At 34.2% G+C, this 22,770-nt stretch carries 20 protein-coding genes; 18 read left to right on the forward strand and 2 right to left on the reverse strand.

Features of this window, described 5'->3' with window-relative positions; genetic code table 11:
* Window positions 1-595 precede the first annotated feature (595 nt).
* Window positions 596-1,153 (forward strand): CAP domain-containing protein, encoded by a 558-nt coding sequence (locus JJJ02_RS07525; RefSeq protein ID WP_240837344.1) that lies wholly within the window; start codon window positions 596-598, stop codon window positions 1,151-1,153.
* Window positions 1,154-1,208: 55 nt separating this feature from the next.
* Here the strand turns inward: JJJ02_RS07525 and JJJ02_RS07530 are convergent, their stop codons facing one another.
* Window positions 1,209-2,702 (reverse strand): aldehyde dehydrogenase family protein, encoded by a 1,494-nt coding sequence (locus JJJ02_RS07530; protein ID WP_483869257.1) that lies wholly within the window; start codon window positions 2,700-2,702, stop codon window positions 1,209-1,211.
* Between the two features lie 367 nt (window positions 2,703-3,069).
* On the opposite strand from JJJ02_RS07530, the gene JJJ02_RS07535 reads away from it, so the two are divergent.
* The 6 genes from JJJ02_RS07535 (at window position 3,070) to JJJ02_RS07560 (ending at window position 6,625) form a co-directional block, all read left to right on the forward strand.
* Window positions 3,070-3,525 carry a C40 family peptidase gene (locus JJJ02_RS07535; protein ID WP_239242417.1) on the forward strand — a complete coding sequence of 152 codons (456 nt, stop codon included), beginning with the start codon at window positions 3,070-3,072 and terminating at the stop codon, window positions 3,523-3,525.
* Window positions 3,526-3,888: 363 nt separating this feature from the next.
* Window positions 3,889-4,392, forward strand: a complete 504-nt coding sequence (locus JJJ02_RS07540) for a GNAT family N-acetyltransferase (protein WP_239242416.1) — start codon at window positions 3,889-3,891, stop codon at window positions 4,390-4,392.
* Window positions 4,393-4,803: 411 nt separating this feature from the next.
* Window positions 4,804-5,448 (forward strand): C40 family peptidase, encoded by a 645-nt coding sequence (locus JJJ02_RS07545; RefSeq protein WP_239242415.1) that lies wholly within the window; start codon window positions 4,804-4,806, stop codon window positions 5,446-5,448.
* A gap of 100 nt (window positions 5,449-5,548) precedes the next feature.
* Entirely contained in the window at window positions 5,549-5,758 is a 210-nt protein-coding gene (locus tag JJJ02_RS07550) for a helix-turn-helix transcriptional regulator (RefSeq protein ID WP_232508185.1), read from the forward strand.
* A 1-nt stretch (window position 5,759) separates the two neighbouring features.
* A complete protein-coding gene (locus tag JJJ02_RS07555; protein ID WP_239242414.1) occupies window positions 5,760-6,185 on the forward strand; it encodes a hypothetical protein in 426 nt (141 codons plus the stop codon).
* A gap of 17 nt (window positions 6,186-6,202) precedes the next feature.
* Window positions 6,203-6,625, forward strand: coding sequence for a hypothetical protein (locus tag JJJ02_RS07560; RefSeq protein WP_240837342.1), 423 nt, complete (start codon window positions 6,203-6,205; stop codon window positions 6,623-6,625).
* 3,695 nt (window positions 6,626-10,320) lie between these two features.
* On the opposite strand, the gene JJJ02_RS07565 is transcribed toward JJJ02_RS07560, so the two are convergent.
* The gene (locus JJJ02_RS07565) at window positions 10,321-10,698 is read right to left on the reverse strand and encodes a hypothetical protein (RefSeq protein WP_239242410.1); all 378 of its coding nucleotides are present in this window, start codon (window positions 10,696-10,698) and stop codon (window positions 10,321-10,323) included.
* 228 nt (window positions 10,699-10,926) lie between these two features.
* Here JJJ02_RS07565 and JJJ02_RS07570 point away from each other — a divergent pair, with 228 nt between their 5' ends.
* The 11 genes from JJJ02_RS07570 (at window position 10,927) to JJJ02_RS07620 (ending at window position 22,676) form a co-directional block, all read left to right on the forward strand.
* Window positions 10,927-12,366, forward strand: coding sequence for a DHA2 family efflux MFS transporter permease subunit (locus JJJ02_RS07570; protein ID WP_239242409.1), 1,440 nt, complete (start codon window positions 10,927-10,929; stop codon window positions 12,364-12,366).
* Between the two features lie 83 nt (window positions 12,367-12,449).
* Window positions 12,450-13,550: a YkvI family membrane protein gene (locus JJJ02_RS07575; protein ID WP_239242408.1), complete on the forward strand. Its 1,101-nt coding sequence runs from the start codon at window positions 12,450-12,452 to the stop codon at window positions 13,548-13,550.
* A gap of 134 nt (window positions 13,551-13,684) precedes the next feature.
* Complete coding sequence (locus tag JJJ02_RS07580) at window positions 13,685-14,668, forward strand: alpha/beta hydrolase (RefSeq protein WP_443673992.1); 984 nt, start codon at window positions 13,685-13,687, stop codon at window positions 14,666-14,668.
* Window positions 14,669-14,734: 66 nt separating this feature from the next.
* Window positions 14,735-15,652, forward strand: a complete 918-nt coding sequence (locus tag JJJ02_RS07585; RefSeq protein ID WP_239242406.1) for an NAD-dependent epimerase/dehydratase family protein — start codon at window positions 14,735-14,737, stop codon at window positions 15,650-15,652.
* A 224-nt stretch (window positions 15,653-15,876) separates the two neighbouring features.
* Window positions 15,877-16,494 carry a DUF47 domain-containing protein gene (locus JJJ02_RS07590; RefSeq protein WP_111714190.1) on the forward strand — a complete coding sequence of 206 codons (618 nt, stop codon included), beginning with the start codon at window positions 15,877-15,879 and terminating at the stop codon, window positions 16,492-16,494.
* A gap of 11 nt (window positions 16,495-16,505) precedes the next feature.
* Window positions 16,506-17,516 carry an inorganic phosphate transporter gene (locus JJJ02_RS07595; RefSeq protein WP_239242405.1) on the forward strand — a complete coding sequence of 337 codons (1,011 nt, stop codon included), beginning with the start codon at window positions 16,506-16,508 and terminating at the stop codon, window positions 17,514-17,516.
* A 66-nt stretch (window positions 17,517-17,582) separates the two neighbouring features.
* On the forward strand, window positions 17,583-18,116 hold the full coding sequence (locus JJJ02_RS07600) for a PGAP1-like alpha/beta domain-containing protein (RefSeq protein WP_240838230.1): 534 nt from the start codon (window positions 17,583-17,585) through the stop codon (window positions 18,114-18,116).
* 143 nt (window positions 18,117-18,259) lie between these two features.
* Window positions 18,260-18,949, forward strand: a complete 690-nt coding sequence (locus JJJ02_RS07605; RefSeq protein ID WP_240838233.1) for a GntR family transcriptional regulator — start codon at window positions 18,260-18,262, stop codon at window positions 18,947-18,949.
* Entirely contained in the window at window positions 18,950-20,497 is a 1,548-nt protein-coding gene (gntK, locus tag JJJ02_RS07610; protein ID WP_239242402.1) for a gluconokinase, read from the forward strand.
* Between the two features lie 5 nt (window positions 20,498-20,502).
* Window positions 20,503-21,861, forward strand: a complete 1,359-nt coding sequence (locus JJJ02_RS07615; RefSeq protein WP_133454260.1) for a gluconate:H+ symporter — start codon at window positions 20,503-20,505, stop codon at window positions 21,859-21,861.
* Between the two features lie 173 nt (window positions 21,862-22,034).
* Entirely contained in the window at window positions 22,035-22,676 is a 642-nt protein-coding gene (locus JJJ02_RS07620; protein ID WP_111714196.1) for a Bax inhibitor-1/YccA family protein, read from the forward strand.
* The last annotated feature ends 94 nt before the right edge of the window (window positions 22,677-22,770 follow it).

Here is a 22,770-nt window from a genome sequence, read left to right on the forward strand (position 1 = left end):
AAATATGATCCAACATTTCCGGATAGTTGGAGAATCCGGAAAAGATGAAGGGTATAAGCATTAAATATGATCCAACATTTCCGGATACTAAGAGAATCCGGAAAAGATGAAGGGTATAAGCATTAAATATGATCCAACATTTCCGGATAGTTGGAGAATCCGGAAAAGATGAAGTGCATAAGCATTAAATATGATCCAACATTTCCGGATACTAAGAGAATCCGGAAAAGATGAAGGGTATAAGCATTAAATATGATCCAACATTTCCGGATAGTTGGAGAATCCGGAAAAGATGAAGGGAATAAACATAAAATCTAGTCCAACATTTCCGGATAGTTGGAGAATCCGGAAAAGATGAAGGGAATAAACATAAAATCTAGTCCAACATTTCCGGATACTAAGAGAATCCGGAAAAGATGAAAAATAATCTAATATATTAATCTATATTATTTTCGTTATTTAATATTGTATGATATTTTTTTATAAATTTTTAAATTATATACTTTGTCATTGTACATTTACTCTAATTAAAGTAATATTATTCTCATGAATATAATATGTATTCGGTCATACATATCAAAAGAGGAGATTTATAATGAAAAAATTATTATCAGTTTCACTTACAAGTGCAATTCTATTCTCAGGTGTATCTTACGTTGCTCCAAAATCAGCAGATGCTGCAACAAATTCAGAATTTAATACGAGTAACAAATTAAGTAACTACCGTTTGAATGTTGAGTTATTAAAGCTTATTAATAAAGAAAGAAAAGCAAACGGTGTTGCGTCTATTAAATACATCAGCGATAAAAAGATTAAAACTGGTACGAATAAAAGAGCAGAAGAAGTAACAAAAGTATTCTCTCATTACCGTCCAGATGGTACACTTTTTAAAACAGCGTTTCCTAAATCTGTTCAACCGATCATTAAAGGTGAGAATGTTATGAAACGTAGCATTAAAAGTACTGAAACGCCATCAACGGATGAAAAATATTTAGCGCAATTAATGTTTAATCAATGGAAACAATCTAAAGATCATAGAGCAAATATGTTGCGTCCAAATTTCAAAAGAAGTTCTATTGCAATGAAAGTTGCATATGACACTAACAAACAACGTAACTACTATTACGCTGTACAAATCTTTACTACTAAATAAAATGAAAAAATGTCCTGCTACAAATTTGTAGCGGGACATTTCATTTTAAACTAACTTATTTATAGATACCTTTTGCTGCATCAGAATAATCGATGTATAAGTTTTTAACTTGTTGATAGTGACGTAAAGTTTCTTTATACGTTTCACGACCGATACCTGATTTTTTGTAACCACCGAATGGTGAACCAGCTTGAATTTGATTATAAGTGTTAATCCAGATACGACCAGTATCCATTTGATTTGCAACTTGTAATGCACGATTAATGTTAGAAGTAAAGATACCACCAGCTAAACCGTAGATTGAATCATTCGCTTTCTCAATTACTTCTTCTTGTGTTTTGAATTTAGAAACAACAACTACTGGTCCAAAAATTTCTTCTTGAACTAAACGTGATTTGTTGTCATCGAATTCAATAATTGTTGGAGGGAAGAAGAATCCTTTATCTCGTCCATTATCCATTAAACGTTCTCCACCAGTAACGATGTTTAATCCTTCTTGCTTCGCAATTTCAATGTATTCTTCGATTTTATCGATTTGGGCTTGTCCAGTTTGAGAACCGTAATGATTGTTTGTATCTAATGGATCACCGACATTGATTTTTTCGAAAGCATCTTTTAATTTACCAACAAATTCATCATAGATGCCTTCTTGAACATAAAGTCTTGAACCAGCTGAACATACTTCACCTTGGTTAAATAAAATACCTAATTGTGCACCTTCGATGGCTTGCTCAATATTAGCGTCATCAAAGATAATGTTCGCTGATTTACCACCTAACTCTAAAGTAGCAGGTACTAAACGTTCAGCTGCAGCTTTGGCTACACCGTAACCAACTTCAGTAGATCCAGTGAATGAAACTTTTGCAACGTCTTCATGATTGAAGATTGCATCTCCAGATTCTGACCCTTTACCACTTAATACATTTAATACACCTTTAGGTAATACATCTTTGATTAACTCTGCTAAATGTAATAAAGAAAGTGGTGTAGATGAAGATGGCTGAATAACAACAGCGTTACCAGCAGCTAATGCAGGTGCAAGTTTCCATGCAGCAAGTAACATTGGGAAGTTCCATGCTACAACTGCCCCAACTACACCGATAGGTTCATGACGAATAATACTTAAAGTATTTTCAGCTAAGTCTTTATTTGTACCTTCATCTGCTAAAATTACACCAGCAAAGTAACGGAAGTGATCGGCAGCCATTGGAATATCAATATTTGCTGACTCACGAATCGCTTTACCAGAGTTCATAGATTCAATCATCGCTAAATCATCTTTATTTTCATACATAATATCTGCAATCTTATTTAATAAGGCAGCACGCTCTGTGCTTGTTGTATGTCTCCATGTTTTAAAAGCTTCACCAGCAGCTTTAACAGCTTTATCTACATCTCCTGTAGTCGCTTTTGCAATATGCGCTAAAACTTCACCTGTTGCAGGACTCTTAACCTCTAACGTTTCTTTGTTTTCTGCATCAACAAATTCTCCGTTAATAAATAAACCATATTGTTCTTTTAATATGTTACTCATGTTTTTTCCTCCTATATTTAACAGTTATTTTAATGATAGTGCTTACATAATTATAAACGATAGTAATTAAATATTGCAAAAAATCAGTTTGGACATTGAAATCAATCTAAATAAACATCATATTTATATTACATTTTGTAATATTTAATCTCAGAAAATGAATCAATATTAATGCGTAAATGCCTTTAAAGCTTGTCATATCAGTCTTTTACGAATGTTACAAAGTCTAATGCAATTTTGTAACAATGTGTCATAAAACGTATATGTTATGTAACAAGTCTATTACAATGCACATTTCGATATTTTTCGGTGTTATGATTATCTCAAGAAGTCGCACAGACAATCAAACTTATAAAAGAAAATTCTGGAGGAAATATATATAATGAAAAAATTATTATTAGCAGCAGTTACATCAGCAGTAGTATTCACATCGGTACCAACGCATGACGCAGACGCAGCAACTAAAAAGACAACTTATAAAAAATACAAAAAATACAATTCATATAATGTAGCATCAGTAGCACGTTCTATCGCAGCAAACAGAGTATACGTATACGGAGCAAACAATCGTTACGCAGTAGATTGTTCAGCATTTGCACAACAAGTTATGCGTGCTATGGGGAAATCAATCCCTCGTACAACTTATGCACAAATGGCAGCAGGTAAACGTGTTTACAATCCGAGACCTGGTGATTTAGTATACTTCAACGGTGGAAGCCACGTAGGTGTTTATATTGGTAACGGACGTATGGTAGATGCTTTAAACCCAAGAGCTGGTGTTGGTGAGCGTTCAATTAAATACTTTTACGGTACAGTTACTGGATATTACAGATTCTAATAACTTATATACAAAATACATCACGTAATGTGGTGTATTTTTTTTGTTATATAAAATTATTGCATTATAATAGAAGGAAAGGAGATTTAATAATGATTTTAAATTATTTAATGTACATATTAATGTTAGCAATGGGGGGATATTTGATATATCTCAGTAAACAAATTGTTAATGCAAATGTAAATACGAAATACAAAAAAGAGAATTATAGAAAATTATATTTATATATGGGATATACATTTATAATATTTGCAGTCATTTCATGTATTACCCGTATGACAGCACCACAATATGAATTTATTATGCCCTTCACAATGATTATTATATTAGTTGTACTAAATAAAAAGTATAGGAAGTAATCATATGCATATTAGACAGGCTACTTTGCAAGATTTAAAAGAAATCATGTGCACAACAGAACTTGCCTTTGAAAATGAACCGACGAGTGATAATCAGGAACATACATTGGTAGAAGAATTAATGCGATCAGATAGTTATATTCCAGAATTAACATTAGTAGCAACAATGGATAATAAGATTGTAGGACATATTATGTATTCAAAAATAAAAATAGATGGATATGATGGTTTTGCGATGGCACCATTATCTGTGCATCCCGATTATCAAAAACAAGGGATAGGTACCGCGTTAATGCATTATACCTTGTCAATGATCCAATTATCAGTTCCTGTTGTAATATTAGGTCATCCAAGTTATTACACTAAATTTGGATTTGTAAAAGCATCAACATATAATATTAAAGCCCCATTTGAAGTGCCTGATGACGTATTTATGATTCGTGCATCAGAAGAAGTTAAAGAAAAACGTATACAAGGAACTGTCATTTATCCGGAAGCATTTCAGTAAATATAAGAAAATCCGATCAATAAATTTTAATAAAAAATATTAAAATAATAAGTAATGATACAAAAAACGTGTAAAAGCGCACTGTAACAACAATGTTACAGTGCGCTTTTTTGAATTAAAGTTTCGTAATATTCTTGGATAAAGTTTACAAATTCTATATTTGAATAGCTTCTTTCTATACTATAGGTATGGGATTTTCGACAAAGTTAATAATATTACAAGGTTTGAAAAATTATATCACTTCGTTAACAAAACATTTACATCGCACTTTTTCATGTTTATCCATGTTATAGTTGGACATGTGATTACGACGAGTTGAAATTTTGTATCAAGTTCGACAAAATCACGAATTAAATCATTTAATTAAATACTATACTAATATATAAACAATTCTTGGAGGAATTAAACATTATGAAGAAAACTTTATTAACATTAACGACAGCAGCGACAGTAGCAACATTAGCACCGACGAATTCAGCAGATGCAGCAGCAGAACTAAGAACTGATGTCTCTACAACTTCTACATATTCAGCACCAGTTCAAACATCAACATACTCTGCACCTACAAATACTTACCATGCACCAGTTACACAAACATCAACAGTAAATAATACTTTTAATACTAATAACACAAATAATACAATTTCAAACATTTCTACTAACGCAGTAACTGAAAGCACACGTGTAGTACAAAAAGCACCAACTTCAGTAGCTGTAAATAATGATGTAGCTTCAGTAGCATTATCAATTGCAGCAGGAAAATCATATGTATATGGTGCAAACTCTGCATCAGCAGTTGACTGTTCATCATTTGCACAACAAGTATTAGCAGCAATGGGTAAATCAATTCCACGTACAACTTATGCTCAAGCAGCAGCTGGTACACAAGTATCAAATCCACAACCAGGTGACTTAGTATTCTTCAACAACTACAGCCACGTAGGAGTTTATATCGGTGGTGGACAAATGGTTGATGCTTTAAACCCATCAGCAGGAATCGGTCAACGTGCAGTATCATACATCTCAGGATCAGTTGATGGATACTACAGATTCTAATTAGAACTTAATATTAATTTCAATTATCTCTCACTTGAATATTAGTGAGGGATATTTTTTTGGGGAAAAATTAGTGTAAAGATATCTTTACACTAAGTAGGTGATCACCATCGTTATCAATTATATTAAAGAACATCGGACGTCACGTAATATTTCTCAGGTTCAAATGGCCAAGGATCTAGATATTACACGCCAAACGATTAACGCAATAGAAAATCATAAATATAATCCAAGTTTAGAACTTGCTTTAAAGCTTATGCAGTACTTCGATGTACCAATTGATGCGCTATTTAAACTGGAGGAGGATTAAAATGAAAAAAGGAATGACACTTCGTAAACAGATTCATTATTTTCTTTTGTATCTTGTAATATTGGTACTTACAACGATGTTCATCAACTATTTCAAAAGACCAGATCAATTATATAATATAGAACAATATTGGCCATCACTTTTAGGAGCTATAATTGGATGGGGTGTCATGTTTTATATTCAGTATAAGAAGAACCCTGGTGGTCTAGACACTAAGATTACTGATGAGAGAGACGAATTAATTGCAAATCAATATAACTCGTTAATGCTTCCTATATTATTATTTTATGTACCAATCGCATTTATTTTATACGCTATCGCAATGAAGATAGAAAAGTTTTCTGTCATGTCATTTTCAATCGTTTTATGTTTGGTATTTTTCATTTATGGGATAGGTTTTTTATTATATAAGAACGTAAAGTCTTAAATTGGAGCGTGTTAAAAATGTACGTAAAAAAAGCGACAAAGAAAACTTACTATAAAAATTTAATGATAGTATTTTCATTATTAATTATATTAGAATTGTTAGATCATATTATTCTTAATGAAAAGATTCATTATGATTTTTTGATTTTTTATTTAGGTGGTGTATGCCTAGGAACATGGAATAGATACAAAAAACATAAAGAAAATATGAACGAAAATGGAGAAGTAATTATAGAAGACGAATTTACGATAAAGTTAAAATATGAATTTGATCATCGATTTTTATTGTTCATCACTGCAACAGTAATGGCGAGCTATTTTATTCTAAAATGGTTAAGAATTGATTCAATAAATCTCTCTGTTATAGCCTGGATCATTCCGATTATGATGCTAATCTATGTAACAAGTAGATATGTATTCGTAAGTGAGAGAACAGAATAAAAACAAGTCCGATATACGACTTAAATCGGACAAGACGCACCTCATAATCGCGTAAAATCAAAAAACAAGTCCGATATACGACTTAAATCGGACAAGACGCACCTCATAATCGCGTAAAATCAAAAAACAAGTCCGATATATCGCTTAAATCGGACAAGACACTCATCATAATCGCGTAAAATCAAAAAACAAGTCCGATATATCGCTTAAATCGGMSWARAMWCWMAWMAYAANTCMSATAWATNNNTYAAAWMNNACAAGWCMSNNATNATRMTCAMATWAWYKSAMWWWWYMWRTYYRAWMTKNTMWWATTWTCKRWCYTTWTNNAWTWMAAYYWWATWAWYWTMTAWMSKKRTNNTRNARKSAWATRWRNCATNATAAAKKRKTTGARGNGMTNTRWRSCWTTRKARATTNTNWSAAGAKMTWWAAMCTTWGGNNAGATNNACWWKNTATMNTARANCWKNAGKGYWRWTAYKWWKAWMNTMGAKSAGMAGKRYTNATYATGMRNGNAWATSKATRANGAAGNNGATWNTRTMATKSSTGCRTATGYRYRAAKWAKTNNTGANAGYGKAWWYGSTGCRTATKSGYSRWKTWWTCSTGMAKCSNNTRMKKTSCRTRKTRSKSGTSTTRNTMRWGMATYSNTGRWTYMSGYGKTACRRKNTMTTGMTAMASANTNSATSNATYAKKYRWWWYWAYATMTYSAWRSRCAKSMWCATTWWKWAANATTTWMMKSTMSWWKSGSAKKYNCAYWYAGWAWNNGAYKTNTACKNNGTMGWTTYRNATTYCACAYRKTNATMTGNANCGTCNTRCTTTNGNTNCGAWTTMAYNNTYMAMAKGWKSRTAWKRWGMRTMYTKMTWTTRGTYMGWNTTSAYMNTTAANNAASGMGNGTWANNTATKARYATYWAKMKWMKTMRGTKTKATMTTMWTNGMAMRYGRTKACRYRWYAGMATNAWGYNGANCWTMRNTRTYAWSYKMTTTRYWMMTGATGMMRMGMSWGNAAYAKGTTRMYCWKCWKATSARRMRAWTWATKMSTNATRYANAGMGNTRTMRMASGTTAYYYTSMWGRTGAGWWAAAKMANTNKARYNTRKMMGMKWKATCKRNCRTKRTWYTSAAKKTSAGWWANNAAKCWSKKWANNACTKKYMRMTWKAYCTKYMNGGTNAMTSAAKWWSWKAMAKYRATMTSRGWRRSAYKWTTRANTANACCYKWMRGYGAWTCRWGMWGTYRSWGNTGMWATYRGTGNARATSMTNTKATRAYYSKARWRCSATKCSWKCNTGTMRKYGGWRMRAKYGGTNNGCWMANTSSTKTYANTGRTKGTWKWRMYATGMMNATMGWRTWATYRGWNANAGARNGGTANASCWYACNTKRWTTMAKWGGWGGWWWARWWATGARKWTASMAWNATTNGTYMKANAAKGTRKWYCAKAMKWTAMWTAMKAGGAKGRMWWANAATKANGTWTRCCMAATNGTSCGMANATGNNTGGNNCMGAWYAWWCMTNAMGWKGAWGRSWYARMKKWTRTWWRSSMWAKKKKMGSAMATNANTKKYMRATSANTSSWGANAGTKSWASWRWYAKMRRWKATTWANNAWRGTKWARGRRAYWTYWTMMRTSATKRAGAWAGNTRCKAMNAKTAWAAARKATYYRWAKKWTNNAAMSGGAMWWYRKYCRTSAYWWWGAWNGGTAMRRWRGWWRRMWKTRNTCMGTWWWANTYRAAMMGKRAARTKGTSAWRAMRTTRAWKGWANAAGYGKATRGMTWKSRTYNGWTAWACTTMRANNGKKAWGWNGTRWWAWMGKKAWATKAWTWANGMRTATMGWKRGCWTYSATATRMWTNGARGTWTNAKWMKKATCSKKWWRTNTATTTNTRAATMKCSKSKKSWTCMRTRKKWATRNAAGTTWAWWMKKATYNTTTAKTSNATWWTWMATYKYMKCYNGATNAKTSGYKWTWTWAKTTRRMTWYKRTTTWKMYNTMATRRYYSAWWWTATYMRAKRTYSKSGTKKTWAYTTKRYTYCRGTKTWRYMWWRAWGGMYGRMARYATTAMNNNTCGTRKTKGKANCTTTNTNMCAKKGTTWNTNMTWGWWSKATGGCRRYATTWYWMRTRTYTRKRCTKTYAYAKGRYTTNCTKCWNTRWTMTWTKKMSNTRTTTYNAAATRTNTATKMYGNCWYAKSACWNGCKRYAATAWTAWTTKTAYTGWWTMYRANNAKAKYATTACNGMKYATSWYWGCGATAWTNATKMAKYNGKATTKMWTMKGWWRAGARCWYNTAMSKWKTRWRWYTKCNAYAWWNATGMAKNNGGATTWMWKYGRTRWMGARCKNGTAASTTWWGMAAYWTYRNNCAAWATRAWWGNGATTWMWKYKATSWSGRGYKNGYAANTNMAKYAATMYWGKTNCAAYRYWRNAGTKATTTCTTNNCKATCAKGSSTTTKNANTNATTAWTNNAGGKAYRNAYGNTGARWYRTKNCKWAWCKATYNAWGSMWWTWAYAKWAYWWRRRRTGWMKRTGWWNCGTGMKWWYMTWTNTSWWKGMAWTWRYAGRMMWTAMWKTGAMRWWKTTMRTGATTKCWTWYGWMWTYRNATKTGWWGGCWTYWYWTKRWWWTATTTANNATGRTKGSKTAYNGWWATCWATRWGMTRSMTTMTNATGRKTYWMKTTAYTRTGSKRKKRTMYWGYWRTMWAKAARYTAYWTKAKMYRKKTCAMSKTAYKGKGMNGATKAKCYWKNCAKTAWAKANNTTATKYNGAGYYWWTTNAAYGTWYRKSGWAKWTKANNTKTAYNTTAKAYAWTATGSWSARTTNATYAATNGYWCAWNGTATWTYNTNTRTTKNASWYRMWATSGTSWWKTNTCMANNGMWSAWKTWTANCWWGTWKYWMTTKCAAWMRNGTTKWWMCAGRKSMYTYTYRMAWGKATTTRKYKCAARAWKWYYWAWYWGRRMYMNTSTCRWNATKGNANTTWRKYKYWWRAWTASSWATTTNNGMRWTWMTRTSNTTAYWRYAAYWWRKYTWTTMAATNAKGARKWKRYGCRTYWMNATGYKMSWAKAAYWWSRSKAWWMAATMNAWKAKKASGTGNNTYAARTGSNGMKTWNGAATNNCWGSWAAARNATWGAWKNAWTNCGWSTKAMKTKRWGATNTTTGAAKMWGCWWWWGYAWNTGMNTGYMATSRNASTGAMTYTRTGATGTWTKANASRWKYATWTKWRARTGYMTGWMANGATASWGAAWCWGTGNNGWAYTAYACGNTTTAKNATTMKWANTGTNANTKWAWSMTWYARRWRMAGTRNAACKRCRCNATTTARYAKTNCWTAYTRTYAKKYWATSCKTTMWGTKNNGNAAAYGRCSSATNNARYARTGMANTNAWWAKYWTGYWAYRMSTYYTRTTKWWATRWSCKRTRSCARWGMMGNTGAWWASKKWKWWASAANCWYTTNATWYWKMKAWRCWRNTRYYARAGCYNNTGATNNTAMRRATMARGWWGCAWKWRATAYRKYRAARCAARNTRYTAAARMKTKAKMNTAAARWKSWSGTTGMWWKMAATMWRWTAWMRMARRMWGCKWAAWNGWYMGATRMNAKTRSKCKTTNGMTTTSWMTYAMRYMTNAWWKAMRGCGNAMTRNAMMGMWRCCWYKASGCTKWWNGCTTTGTCTWACGCCTATTTACGGCGACTACAAAGCAACCTCGAGGCTGAACGCATTGTCTAACGCCTATTTTATTCTTCTAACCATAACTCAATCGGGACGATAATCGGGAATTGTCCACGGTCTTCAGATAGTTTTGTAATAATTGATGACGCTTTCGCATATAAAGGAATTGCAAACATGCCTTCTTCCTTCTTAATTTCTGAAATAACATCAACTTCACTGCCATCTTCACTTTGGATCAGGATTGCTGCTTCGATAACGCCATCAACTTGAGTACCAAAGTGTCCAAACATAAATGTTAATTTAAATTCATATAGACTTGGATCTTGTTCACTTTGTACATAATCTAATCGGTGCATTGTTGTCGGTTCAGCTGACATATCATCAAAATCTCTCACATGTGCTTCTTTCAAAAACATGTGTACGACTTGTTTATTTAATTCCACTCTAATCGCTCCCTTAATATAAGTTATCTTCATTATAATATTATTTTACTGATTCACAAAGTTATTGATTGTATAATTATTATTTAGTTTGTAAAATTTAGTGGTGATAATGTAATTTTATACTAACATGATGTATTGTTATTGATTCGTATTATTTAATGTTGTAAGATGTATAGACAAATAAAAGGAGAGTATTGAGCGCTAGCTCATTATTTTTTTGGAGGAAACATGAAAAAATCAACAATTATAATGATTACTTTTTTAATTGGTGCATTCTTTACGTTCTTAAATGAAACGTTACTGAATATCGCATTAACGGAAATAATGCGCGTATTTAATGTAGATGCACCTACCGTTCAGTGGCTGGCTACTGGATTTATGCTGGTGATGGGCGTATTGATGCCGTTATCTGCATCACTTATACAATGGTTTACAACGAGGCAGTTATTTATCGGTTTAATGTCTTTATTTTTAATCGGAACATTGATTGCAGGTTTTGCTGTCAACTTTCCGATGATTCTTGCAGGTCGTATGATACAGGCTGCAGGTACGGGACTACTTATTCCAACGATCATGAATGCGATGCTGAATTTATTTCCGCCGCATGAGCGTGGTAAAGTAATGGGGAATTTTGGTCTTGTGATGATGTTCGCTCCAGCGATTGGTCCGACGTTATCCGGCGTTATCGTTGATACTTTAGGCTGGCGCTGGTTATTCTTCTCGGTTGTGCCATTTGTCATCTTCTCAATTATATTTGCTATGCGTTACCTGGAAAATGTCGGTGAAGTAACGAAACCGAAGATTGATATTTTATCTGTCGTGTTATCGACTATTGGTGTAGCTGGTATCATTTATGGGTTCAGTTCAGTAAGTACAGCTAAAGGTGGATTTGGTAATCCGATGATTCTTACATTTATTATTGTCGGAATTGTAGCGATGGTATTGTTTGCATTAAGACAACGTAAACTTGCTGATCCATTACTTGATCTTTCTGTATTTAAATATGCAAACTATGCGCGTGGGATGTTCATCTTTGTTGTCGTTGTAATGGCTATGTTTGCTTCAGAAATCGTGATGCCGATGTATTTACAAGGTCCGATGGCATTTAGTGCAAAAGTGGCAGGCATGATTTTATTACCCGGGGCATTATTAAATGGTGCGATGAGTCCTGTTATGGGACGTATCTTTGATAAACTAGGGCCAAGAAAAATGATTATTCCTGGAATGTTTGTACTGGCACTTGTCATGCTATTCTATTCAACCATTCATCCTGGTATCAGCGTTTATGTCTTCATCGTTGTCTATATGGTATTAATGGTGAGTATTTCAATGATTATGATGCCGAGTCACACGAATGCAATCAATCAGTTACCGAAGAAACTATACCCACATGGTACGGCAATCGGTAATATGATTCAGCCAATTGCTGGTGCGATGGGTATTTCAGTGTTCGTAAGTATTATGACACATGGTCAAAAGAAAGCGCTAGAAGGGATTTCAAACCCATCGATGACCCAAGTTAATGAAGCATTAACGACAGGGGTGCATCATGCATATTGGTTTGCGATTGCCTTAACAGTTATCGGTCTAATCACAGCATTATTTATTACGAAATCTGTGGCACCTGAGGGTGAAACGTTCGGACTTCCGGAAGAACATTCAAAATAATGTTTTATTAATATAATAGCAGGGTAAACAAACATGTCTGTCTTAACAGGCATGTTTTTTAAATTCGATAAAGGAGCGTTTTTATGAGTAAAAATAATATAGAAGCAATAAAAATTGGCTTCGCGTATGTAGGTGTTATTGTAGGTGCAGGTTTTTCTACAGGTCAAGAAGTTTTAACATTTTTTACGAACTATGGTATATATAGTTACCTAGCTATATTAATCGCTGGCTTGATGCTCACTTTCTTTGGACGCCAAACTGTAAAGTTAGGTTATGGTTTAGATGCAGAGAATCATGAATCTACGATTCAATACCTATTTGGTAAAAAATTTGGAAAAGTGATTGACTATCTTTTAGTATTTTTCTTATATGGTTTAGCTACAATCATGGTTGCTGGTGCAGGTAGTGCAGCACATGAAAGTTTTGGTCTACCTATATGGTTAGGATCACTAATTATGGTAATAGCGATTATTATTACTTTATTATTAGATTTTAGTAAAATAATTGGTGCGTTAGGTATAGTAACACCTTTTTTAATAATTGCAGTAACTACGATTGCTGTATATTATTTCTTTAAAGGTTCGATATCATTTGGAGAGATTCAAAGTCATATTAATACTGATAAACAACCATTTAAACTTTCATTCTTACCAGAAAGTTCATTGTGGTGGTGGTCAGGACTTAATTATGGAGGTCTTGCTTTTGCAAGTGGATTTAGTATACTCGCAGCGATAGGTGGAGACGCTAGTCGTATGAAAGTTGCAGGAAAAGGTGCAACAATTGGTGGAATTACGTTATTAATACTATTATTGATGGTGAACTCAGGATTATTAAGTGAATTAGATAAGATTAATAATTCTGCAATACCAACATTAATATTAGGTAAAGCGATTCATCCAATTCTTGGAATTGCTTTAAGTATAATTATGTTGATGGTAATATATAATACGATTGCAGGATTAATGTACTCATTTATTGCAAGATTTTCTGAACCATATTCTAAAAAATATAAAATAATGCTATTTAGTTTAATGGGACTATCATACTTATTAAGTTTTGTAGGATTTTCTAAATTAGTTCAAACTGCTTATCCATTATTAGGCTATGTCGGTATTATTTTATGTATCGGTATTGCAAAGAAATACTTTGATCGAAAGAAAAAAGGTAAAAATCATATCGCATAAAGATAAAATGGGGATTGCCCCATTTTATTTTTTTATCATTTTAGGTGTTATGCTATAATAATGACCTACGAGAAAGGGCGGTTGCATTGAAGAAAAGATATTTAATTTACATAATTTTAATTGCGTTGATAACGATGGGAATCAGTGTGATGATGGGATGGCATATTAGTGATGATGCGAGATTATCAGAAAATGCTTTACTGAATGAGCGTGCGATAGAAGCATCAAATGTAAAGATGCTAAGAAACGTTACATATAGCGATATTGCCCCGTTATCACAGATGGATATCATTATGCCGAAAAACATCAAAAAAGGTGATAAATTACCGCTTATTATGTGGACACACGGTGGTGGATTTATTGCTGGAGATAAACGCCATAAAAATCCGTATCTTGCACAGATTGCAGAGAAGGGATTTATTGTAGCGAATATCAATTATGCATTGGCACCGGGAAACCAATATCCAACACCTATTCTGCAGGAATTAGCAGCGGCAAAATTCTTAAAGAAAAATGATCATCAATTACCGATTGATTTTACTCAGATTATCATCGGTGGTGATTCTGCTGGTGCTCAAATTGCAAGTCAGTTTGCAGCGATGCATACGAATAATAAACTGATGCATGATATGCAGCAAAAGCCTGTGTTTAAAGCCAATCAACTGAAAGCAGTAGTATTGTTTGGAGGGCTATATAATATGCAGACTGTGCGTGCGACAAAGTTCCCACGTATAGAACTGTTTATGGAGAGCTATACCGGTGAAAAGCATTGGGAGAAGCAATTCAAACCGATTGAGCAGCTCAGTACGACAGCAAATATTACGAAGCGATATCCACCGACCTTTCTAACGGTTGGCGATGCTGATCCATTTGATTCTCAGGCGCATGAACTGGTGAAAGTGCTAAAAGCAAACAATGTACCATACGCCTATTCATTTTTTGATGACACGCATGGATTACGCCATCAATATCAGTTTCATATGGAGCTGAAAGAATCTCGTCTGACATATCGTAAACTCATGATGTTTCTCGGTAATCATACAAGTCAGTCACCTTATTCATCAAATACTGTAAAAGAGAAGATGCCTGAAATTAAGGTGAAGCAGAACAAAAATTAATAAATCATTTTTATGCAGATAAGAAATTGGGTACAATATAAGAAATAACCGTATGGAGGTCAAAAGATGAAACCACGTTTATTACTAACAGGTGCGACAGGTTATATCGGTAAAAACTTATATGAGTATTTAAAAGATGATTTTGAAATTTATGCAATGAGTAAATATCCTGCTGAAGACAGCAAAGCAGATATGCATTGGGTCACAGGAGATATGTTCTCATTGAATGACTGTATAGATGCACTCGGTCAAGTGGACTTTGGTGTATATTTTTTAGACCCGACAAAACGCTCTAACAAGCTGAATGATGCGACGTTTCAGGATATTAATGCAATCAGTGCTGATAACTTTGCACGTGCGGCAGAAGCGACAAACTTAAAGGCGATCATTTACGTGAGCGGTACAGGTGAGGATGAAGAAACGATTAATATCCTGAAAAGCTATAAAACACCAGTTCAAATCACAAAGACACCCGTTAAACGAAAAGGTATCGTTGCGCAAACCCAAAACTCTAAATCGAATGATGTCCGTAGCATTCAGCGTACATTAATGCCTTCCAGCTGGACGGTTGAACGTGTGAGTAAACATTACTTTGCATGGTTAAGTGACATGGCACTGGACTTTGTAGACGTAAAAGAAAATGACGGTCGCTTTGAAATATATGGTGTTAAGAAGCATATCTTAACGCTTGAAAAAGATGATGAGAAATCTGATGACAATCGCATTGTCTATAATATAACAGGCGGTGTATTACATCATGCACACGTTGATAGTAGGGCACGTATGGAATTCAGACGACTAAAAGGTACGGATACGTTAATCATTGCGCTACATGATTATGAGCCGACGTTACCATGGCTTGTTTATATGCTTACGCAGGCACCCATTCATCATTTAACGATGAAGATATTTGATGTGGAGATGCGTATCGAACGTTTCCAGGAAGAAAAGGAAAAAGGTATTGAGAAGAAATATACAAAATAAAGGCAAAATGGCATCCTGATGTACTATGCATCAGGGTGTCTGTTTTTTTACTTTTCAGACAAGTTTACAATACTGAAACACTAAATTTACAATAATGTAATATAGTAAACGTTTACTATAAATAGTTTACTTTATTTTTACAAAACACTATGCTTTCACTGTTTTTTCCTATAGAATATCGTTGTAGTCATAAAATATGTTTTTTATTAATGGGAGGATTTACGATGTTTAACAGAAAGAAAGATAAGTTTGCAGTGCAATTAGAAGCGATGGCAGAAAATCTGGATCGTGCAGCGATTGCATTTGGTGAGATGACGTTTCATAATGCGTTTGATCTGAAAAAATATGCAGACAATATTAAAGCATACGAAACAAATGGTGATGAGTTAATGCATCAGATGATTTCTGACTTAAATCAAACATTTATTACACCGATTGAACGTGAAGATATTCTTGCTTTATCCAATGCTATTGATGATGTTATGGATGGCATGGAAGAGACGTCAGCGATGTTTGAAATGTATTCTATCGAATATTCAGATGAGTATATGGCTGAATTTGTTCAGAACATTCAAGGTTGTACAAAGGAAATTAAGACAGCAGTGACACTTGTTGCTGAGAAGAAGTTATCTCACGTGCGTGTACACTCTATTAATATTAAAGAGCATGAAACAAACTGTGATGGTATTTTAAGACAATCAATTAAACATATCTTATCTGTAGAAACAGATCCTTTAACTGTGATGAAAGTTAAAGACATCTATCAGTCTTTAGAAGATATCGCTGATAAATGTCAGGCAGTAGCAAATATACTTGAATCAATCATTATGAAAAATAGTTAAGGAGCATTTTTATGGAACCGATTATTATTTTTACGTTTGCGATTGTGTTCTTCGCGTTAGCCTTTGACTTTATCAATGGTTTCCATGATACAGCGAATGCAATAGCAACAGCAGTTTCTACTAAGGCGTTAAAGCCTCGTCATGCAATTCTAATGGCAGCTGTACTGAACTTCATCGGAGCGATTCTCTTCCACGGTGTCGCTAAGACAGTAACAAAAGATATCGTTGACCCGTTTACGTTACAAAATGGTCAAGTAGTAATATTAGCGGCATTAATTAGTGCAATCACTTGGAACTTACTTACTTGGTATTATGGAATTCCAAGTTCATCATCTCATACATTAATCGGATCAATTGCAGGTGCTGCAGTTGCCTCTGGTGGATTTGGCATATTAGAATATGCTGGATTTACGAAAATTGTTTTCGGATTAATTATTTCACCACTACTTGCATTTATCGTCGGATATATTATGTATACGATTATTAAAACATTATTTAAAAATGCGAATCTGACTAAAACAAATCGTAGTTTCAGAGTTGTACAAATCTTTACAGCAGCAGCCCAAGCCTTCGCACATGGTTCTAACGATGCCCAGAAGGCGATGGGGATTATTACGATGGCATTAATCTCTGCGGGTATGCAAACAGGTAGTACTGAACCACAATGGTGGGTACAGTTATCATGTGCTGCAGCAATGGGACTTGGTACAGCAGTTGGTGGATGGAAGATTATTAAAACTGTTGGTGGTAACATTATGAAGATCAGACCAGCAAACGGTGTTGCGGCAGATTTATCATCAGCTTTAATTATCTTTGGTGCAACACATATTCACTTACCAGTATCAACAACACACGTTGTATCATCATCAATTTTAGGTGTCGGGTCAAGTCACCGTGTGAAAGGTGTAAAATGGACAACAGCACAACGTATGATCATTACTTGGGTAATTACGATGCCAATTTCAGCTATACTTGCAGCAATTGTTTTTTATATCGTTAATTTTGTTACACATATCTTTTAATTAAATGATACATATTCGGGTAAACTAATATTAGTTTATCCGAATTTTTTTTATGGAGGGATGAAGATGAAACACATTGTATTTGTGCATAGTGCCGGCGTACAGTCGGTAACGAGTGGTAGTAATCCGCTCATCAGAAAGACGAAAGAAGAGATACCGGAATACATCTGGCATGCAGGTGATTATCCAAGAGACATCGGACAAATTTATGATAACTGGGTGAAAGTATTCATACAGAGTTTAGCTGAAGTACCGATGGATGAAGTGGTTATATTAATTGGTCATTCGTTTGGTGGCACGGTTATTACAAAATATTTAACCGAAAACACAGTACAGCACAACATCGAAAAAGTAATCATGATTGGTTCACCATATTTCGGCTGCGATGAGAAATTTAGTGATCCACAAAATATCATAACTGGTGAATTAAAAGTAGCAGCCCCCTTATATCATATACAGTCAGAAGATGATGACCGCGTTCATATCAGTCATCAGAAATGCTGGCAAGAAAAGTTCCCGGAAATTCAGTTGATTACAGAACAAAGTGGCAAACATGAATTCCATGATGGTATTCAAGCCCTCAATCAACTTTTAAAATAGAGATATTTGCACGGTTTAATGTTTAAACCGTGTATTTTTTATATCTTTTTTAGTGACAATTTTGTAAACGCTTCAAAGTAACCGTTTACAAAAATAAAACTTTAAAGTAATATACTTGTATACAAGTAGACGGGGTGGAAAGAATGCTACCGAAACAGTGGATAGAAAATTTATCGTCAGGAGAACGTATCGCTTTTCATTTAAGACATATGATTATTTCAGGTGAGGTAAAAGGCAACGAAAAACTTTCTGAAAATCAATTAGCTACATTATATGAAGTGAGTCGATCACCTATTCGTGATGCATTAAAGATTCTCGCAAATGATCACCTGATTCGATTAGAACGTATGGGTGCTGTAGTGTGTGCTTTATCGGATAAAGATATTCAGGAATTGTACGATATGCGTATTATGATTGAAGGGTTTGCATTTGAGAAAATTGATCAGGCAACAATAGAAACATTAGTACTCGAACTTGAAAAGAAACTTGAGATGATGCGTGTTGCGGTTAAATTTAATGATGCTGCAGAATTTGCGATGCAGGATATTTTATTTCATCAGACGATGATTGAATCCATTCATCATCAGCAGTTAGAAAAACTATGGCAGGCGATTAAACCCAATATGTTAATCCTTAATCTCATTTCAATGCAGCAACGAATGAATGAAGATAAAGCAGATTTTGAACGAATATTTAATAATCATGAGATGTATATTAAAGCAGTACGTACTCAGGACAGAAAGTTATATAAGAAAGTGCTGCACATTAATTTTGATGATTTAAATGATGAGGTGGATGATTTATTCTACTCTCAAACGAAGGAGGATATTTAAATGTATATGATCGGTGTTGATATCGGTACGACAAGTACGAAGAGTGTACTTTATAACATGCGTGGAGAAATCATTGCAGTCCATCATAAAGAATATCCATTACTTACCCCACATAGTGATATAGCTGAGCAAGATGTCCAGCAAATATTTGATGCAGTGATAGAGACGATTGCTCACGTTGTAAAGATAAGTAAAGCTAAAGAAGATGAAATAGCTTTTGTAAGTTTTTCGAGTGCGATGCATAGTCTGATATTAATGGATGAGGCACATCAACCACTGACGAATAGTATTACATGGGCCGATAATCGTAGTTATAAATACAGTGAACTGCTCAATCGAGAATATGATGGTCTATCCATTTATCAGCGCACAGGTACACCAATTCATCCAATGAGTCCTTTAAGTAAACTGATGTGGTTTAAACATGAAGAGGTAGATACATTTCGTGCTGCGAATAAATTTATCGGTATTAAAGGATATGTGTTCTTCAAATTATTTAATCGTTACGTAGAAGATTATTCGATATTAAGTGCGACAGGATTATTTAATATCAATACATTAGACTATGATGAAGCCGTGCTTGAGCTCCTTGGACTTACAAAAGCCAATTTCTCAGAAGCGGTAGATACGACAGAAGTCATTACTGGTCTTAATGTTGAATATGCGAGACTGATGGGGATTAGCCCTGATACACCATTTGTCATTGGAGCAAGTGACGGTGTATTAAGTAATTTAGGTGTTGATGCCTTCAAACCTGGAGAAGTTGCTGTAACAATCGGTACGAGTGGTGCTATTCGTACTGTGATCGATGCACCGAAGACAGATGCACACGGCAGATTATTTTGCTATGCATTAACGAAAGATAAGTGGGTTATTGGCGGACCGGTGAATAATGGTGGCGTCGTGTTACGCTGGATTCGTGATGAATTTGCATCCAGTGAAGTAGAAACTGCAAAACGTCTAGGTATAGATAGCTATGAAGTGCTTACAAAGATTGCTGAACGTGTACCACCAGCGAGTAATGGATTGATCTTCCATCCATTTTTAGCCGGAGAACGTGCACCTTACTGGAATGCCAATGTACGCGGTTCATTCTTCGGCCTGACATTATCACATAAAAAAGAGCATATGATACGTGCTGCTTTAGAAGGTGTCATCTTTAATCTATATACCGTATTTATCGCATTAGGTGTATTGATGGATGGTGAAGTAAAGACGTTGAAAGCAACAGGTGGATTTGCGAAAAGTGCACTCTGGCGTCAAATGATGGCTGATATATTTGAACATGAAGTGATTGTTCCTGAAAGTGTTGAAAGTTCATGTTTAGGCGCAGTTACACTTGGACAAGTGGCACTTGGTATTAAACCGGATTTCAATCACATCAGTGATATGGTGGGCGTTACAAAACCGCACAAACCGATTCAAGAGCATGTAGTGCTCTACCGTGAAATATTACCGATTTATATGAAAGTAACGAATCAATTGATGGATGTTTATCTAGATATGGCAAACTTCCAGAGAAATCATGAAGGGAATGAAACAGAATGAATTTTATGACGGCACAATGGCCGCTAATCACGGTATTTATCGCAATACTACTATTGTTATTTCTTATTATGGGACTGAAGTTAAATACCTTTATCTCATTAATTGTTACAGCATTTACGACAGCATTGTTATTAGGGATGCCGCTAGATAAAGTAGTGGCAACAATTGAGGCAGGTATGGGCGGAACGCTTGGACATATCGCACTTATCTTTGGACTTGGTGCGATGCTCGGGAAATTACTTGCTGATGGAGGTGGTGCAACGCGTATCGCGCACACATTGATCGACAAGTTTGGTTTAAAACATATTCAGTGGGCAGTTGTCGTTGCATCATTTATTATTGGTATCGCATTATTCTTTGAAGTTGGATTAGTATTGCTTATTCCAATCGTCTATACAATCGCAAAAGAAACGAAATTACCAGCACTTTATTTAGGTATTCCAATGGCGGCAGCGTTATCAGTAACACACGGATTCTTACCGCCCCATCCAGGGCCGGTTATGATCGCCAAAGAATATGGTGCAAATTTAGGTGAAGTATTATTATATGGTTTTATTATCGGAATACCGGTTGCAATAATTGCGGGACCAATCTTCAATAAAATTGCTCAGAAAATTGCACCGACTGCTTATACACGTGAAGGTGATATTTCATCACTCGGTAAAAATGTACATTTTAAAATTGAAGACACACCAGGATTTTTTATCAGTACATTAACTGCTTTATTCCCGGTTATCTTAATGTTAATTGCTACAGTAGTGAAATTGATTGTTGAAGCGGGTGGCGTAGCACCAAATGCATTGATGAAAACCATCTACTTAATTGGTGATGCATCAACTGCAATGTTGATTTCAATTATATTAGCGATATTTACGATGGGATTAAATCGCGGCAGACAAATGAAAGATGTAATGCAGTCAGTGACAGATGCCATCTATCCAATCGGGATGATGATCTTGATTATCGGTGCAGGTGGCGCTTTCAAACAAGTCTTGATTGATGGCGGTGTCGGTAAACATGTTGAAACTTTATTTACGCATTCAGACTTCTCTCCAATATTACTGGCATGGCTGGTTGCAGCAGTATTACGTATCGCTTTAGGATCAGCGACAGTTGCTGCGATATCAACGACAGGTATCGTTATTCCAATCTTAGAATCAAGTGATGTGAATTTAGCGCTCGTTGTACTCGCAACAGGTGCAGGTAGTGTTATTGCCTCTCATGTTAATGATGCAGGATTCTGGATGTTTAAAGAGTACTTTGGATTAACTGTGAAAGAAACAGTGTTAACATGGACATTGCTTGAAACAATTATTTCAGTGAGTGGACTCATCTTTATATTAATATTTAGTATGTTTGTTTAGATTAGACAGCCTTTGGGTTGTCTTTTTTACTTTGAGTATTAATTTAATATATTGATAGAACATCCTTATAGTGTAGAGTTTAACTATAAAGTCCACAATATTTGTGTAATATGACGAAACAAAGTACAATAATATATACAAAAATAATAATTTTTAAAAGAATGAGGGATTTAATGAATAATTATAGTTATCAGGCTCCACGACAAATGTCACATGGCTCTGCAATAAGAAATGCATGGCTTTATTTCATGTATTACTGGGTGGTTTTTGCGGCTGGAACGTTTGTCGGACAGTTCGTGCCACCAGGTATGCGTATGATGGTTTCAGTCTTAATATTCGCTTTAGTAATCATTTCTTTATTTGTTAAAGCTTCAAGAAAATTTGGCGCAGTCATTTCAAACGTAATGGCATTTGCACTTGGCGTAGTAAGTTATGCTTCATTTATGTATTATATCGGAACGCTTGGGCCAACTGTATTCTATCAGAACGTAGGGTTAGCAATTGGTGCATTCCTAGCATTCGGTGCAATGGGTTACTTCGTTGTTGGTGATGCAACCAACTTAGGACGTCTATTATTCCCTGCGCTTATTGTATTAGTATTAGCAAGCTTTGCTGGAATTTTCATTCAAATACCGATGTTCCATCTCGTGATTACGATTGCGGGTCTTGCGATTTTCTTACTATATACAATTTATGATTTTAACAGAATGAAACGTGGTCAATTTTCCCCACGTGAAATGGGCTTTAACTTATTTATTAACTTGTTAAATATCATCATGGATATTTTACGTTTAGCAAGTATTTTAAGAGATTAGCATTAAAGAATTTTGAGGATACACGTTTGTCGTGTTTCCTTTTTTTTGTTTTGTGCTATTGAAAATATAAGTGTATAATAATGACATATTAATT

This window comes from Macrococcus sp. PK (assembly GCF_022501545.1).
GTDB lineage: Bacteria > Bacillota > Bacilli > Staphylococcales > Staphylococcaceae > Macrococcoides > Macrococcoides epidermidis.

What these genes read in the sequence shown, in the direction of transcription:
- JJJ02_RS07525 (WP_240837344.1), top strand. Translation starts at nt 596, where the DNA reads ATGAAAAAATTATTATCAGTTTCACTTACAAGTGCAATTCTATTCTCA.
- JJJ02_RS07535 (WP_239242417.1), top strand. Translation starts at nt 3,070, where the DNA reads ATGAAAAAATTATTATTAGCAGCAGTTACATCAGCAGTAGTATTCACA.
- JJJ02_RS07540 (WP_239242416.1), top strand. Translation starts at nt 3,889, where the DNA reads ATGCATATTAGACAGGCTACTTTGCAAGATTTAAAAGAAATCATGTGC.
- JJJ02_RS07545 (WP_239242415.1), top strand. Translation starts at nt 4,804, where the DNA reads ATGAAGAAAACTTTATTAACATTAACGACAGCAGCGACAGTAGCAACA.
- JJJ02_RS07555 (WP_239242414.1), top strand. Translation starts at nt 5,760, where the DNA reads ATGAAAAAAGGAATGACACTTCGTAAACAGATTCATTATTTTCTTTTG.
- JJJ02_RS07560 (WP_240837342.1), top strand. Translation starts at nt 6,203, where the DNA reads ATGTACGTAAAAAAAGCGACAAAGAAAACTTACTATAAAAATTTAATG.
- JJJ02_RS07570 (WP_239242409.1), top strand. Translation starts at nt 10,927, where the DNA reads ATGAAAAAATCAACAATTATAATGATTACTTTTTTAATTGGTGCATTC.
- JJJ02_RS07575 (WP_239242408.1), top strand. Translation starts at nt 12,450, where the DNA reads ATGAGTAAAAATAATATAGAAGCAATAAAAATTGGCTTCGCGTATGTA.
- JJJ02_RS07580 (WP_443673992.1), top strand. Translation starts at nt 13,685, where the DNA reads ATGGGAATCAGTGTGATGATGGGATGGCATATTAGTGATGATGCGAGA.
- JJJ02_RS07585 (WP_239242406.1), top strand. Translation starts at nt 14,735, where the DNA reads ATGAAACCACGTTTATTACTAACAGGTGCGACAGGTTATATCGGTAAA.
- JJJ02_RS07590 (WP_111714190.1), top strand. Translation starts at nt 15,877, where the DNA reads ATGTTTAACAGAAAGAAAGATAAGTTTGCAGTGCAATTAGAAGCGATG.
- JJJ02_RS07595 (WP_239242405.1), top strand. Translation starts at nt 16,506, where the DNA reads ATGGAACCGATTATTATTTTTACGTTTGCGATTGTGTTCTTCGCGTTA.
- JJJ02_RS07600 (WP_240838230.1), top strand. Translation starts at nt 17,583, where the DNA reads ATGAAACACATTGTATTTGTGCATAGTGCCGGCGTACAGTCGGTAACG.
- JJJ02_RS07605 (WP_240838233.1), top strand. Translation starts at nt 18,260, where the DNA reads ATGCTACCGAAACAGTGGATAGAAAATTTATCGTCAGGAGAACGTATC.
- gntK (WP_239242402.1), top strand. Translation starts at nt 18,950, where the DNA reads ATGTATATGATCGGTGTTGATATCGGTACGACAAGTACGAAGAGTGTA.
- JJJ02_RS07615 (WP_133454260.1), top strand. Translation starts at nt 20,503, where the DNA reads ATGACGGCACAATGGCCGCTAATCACGGTATTTATCGCAATACTACTA.
- JJJ02_RS07620 (WP_111714196.1), top strand. Translation starts at nt 22,035, where the DNA reads ATGAATAATTATAGTTATCAGGCTCCACGACAAATGTCACATGGCTCT.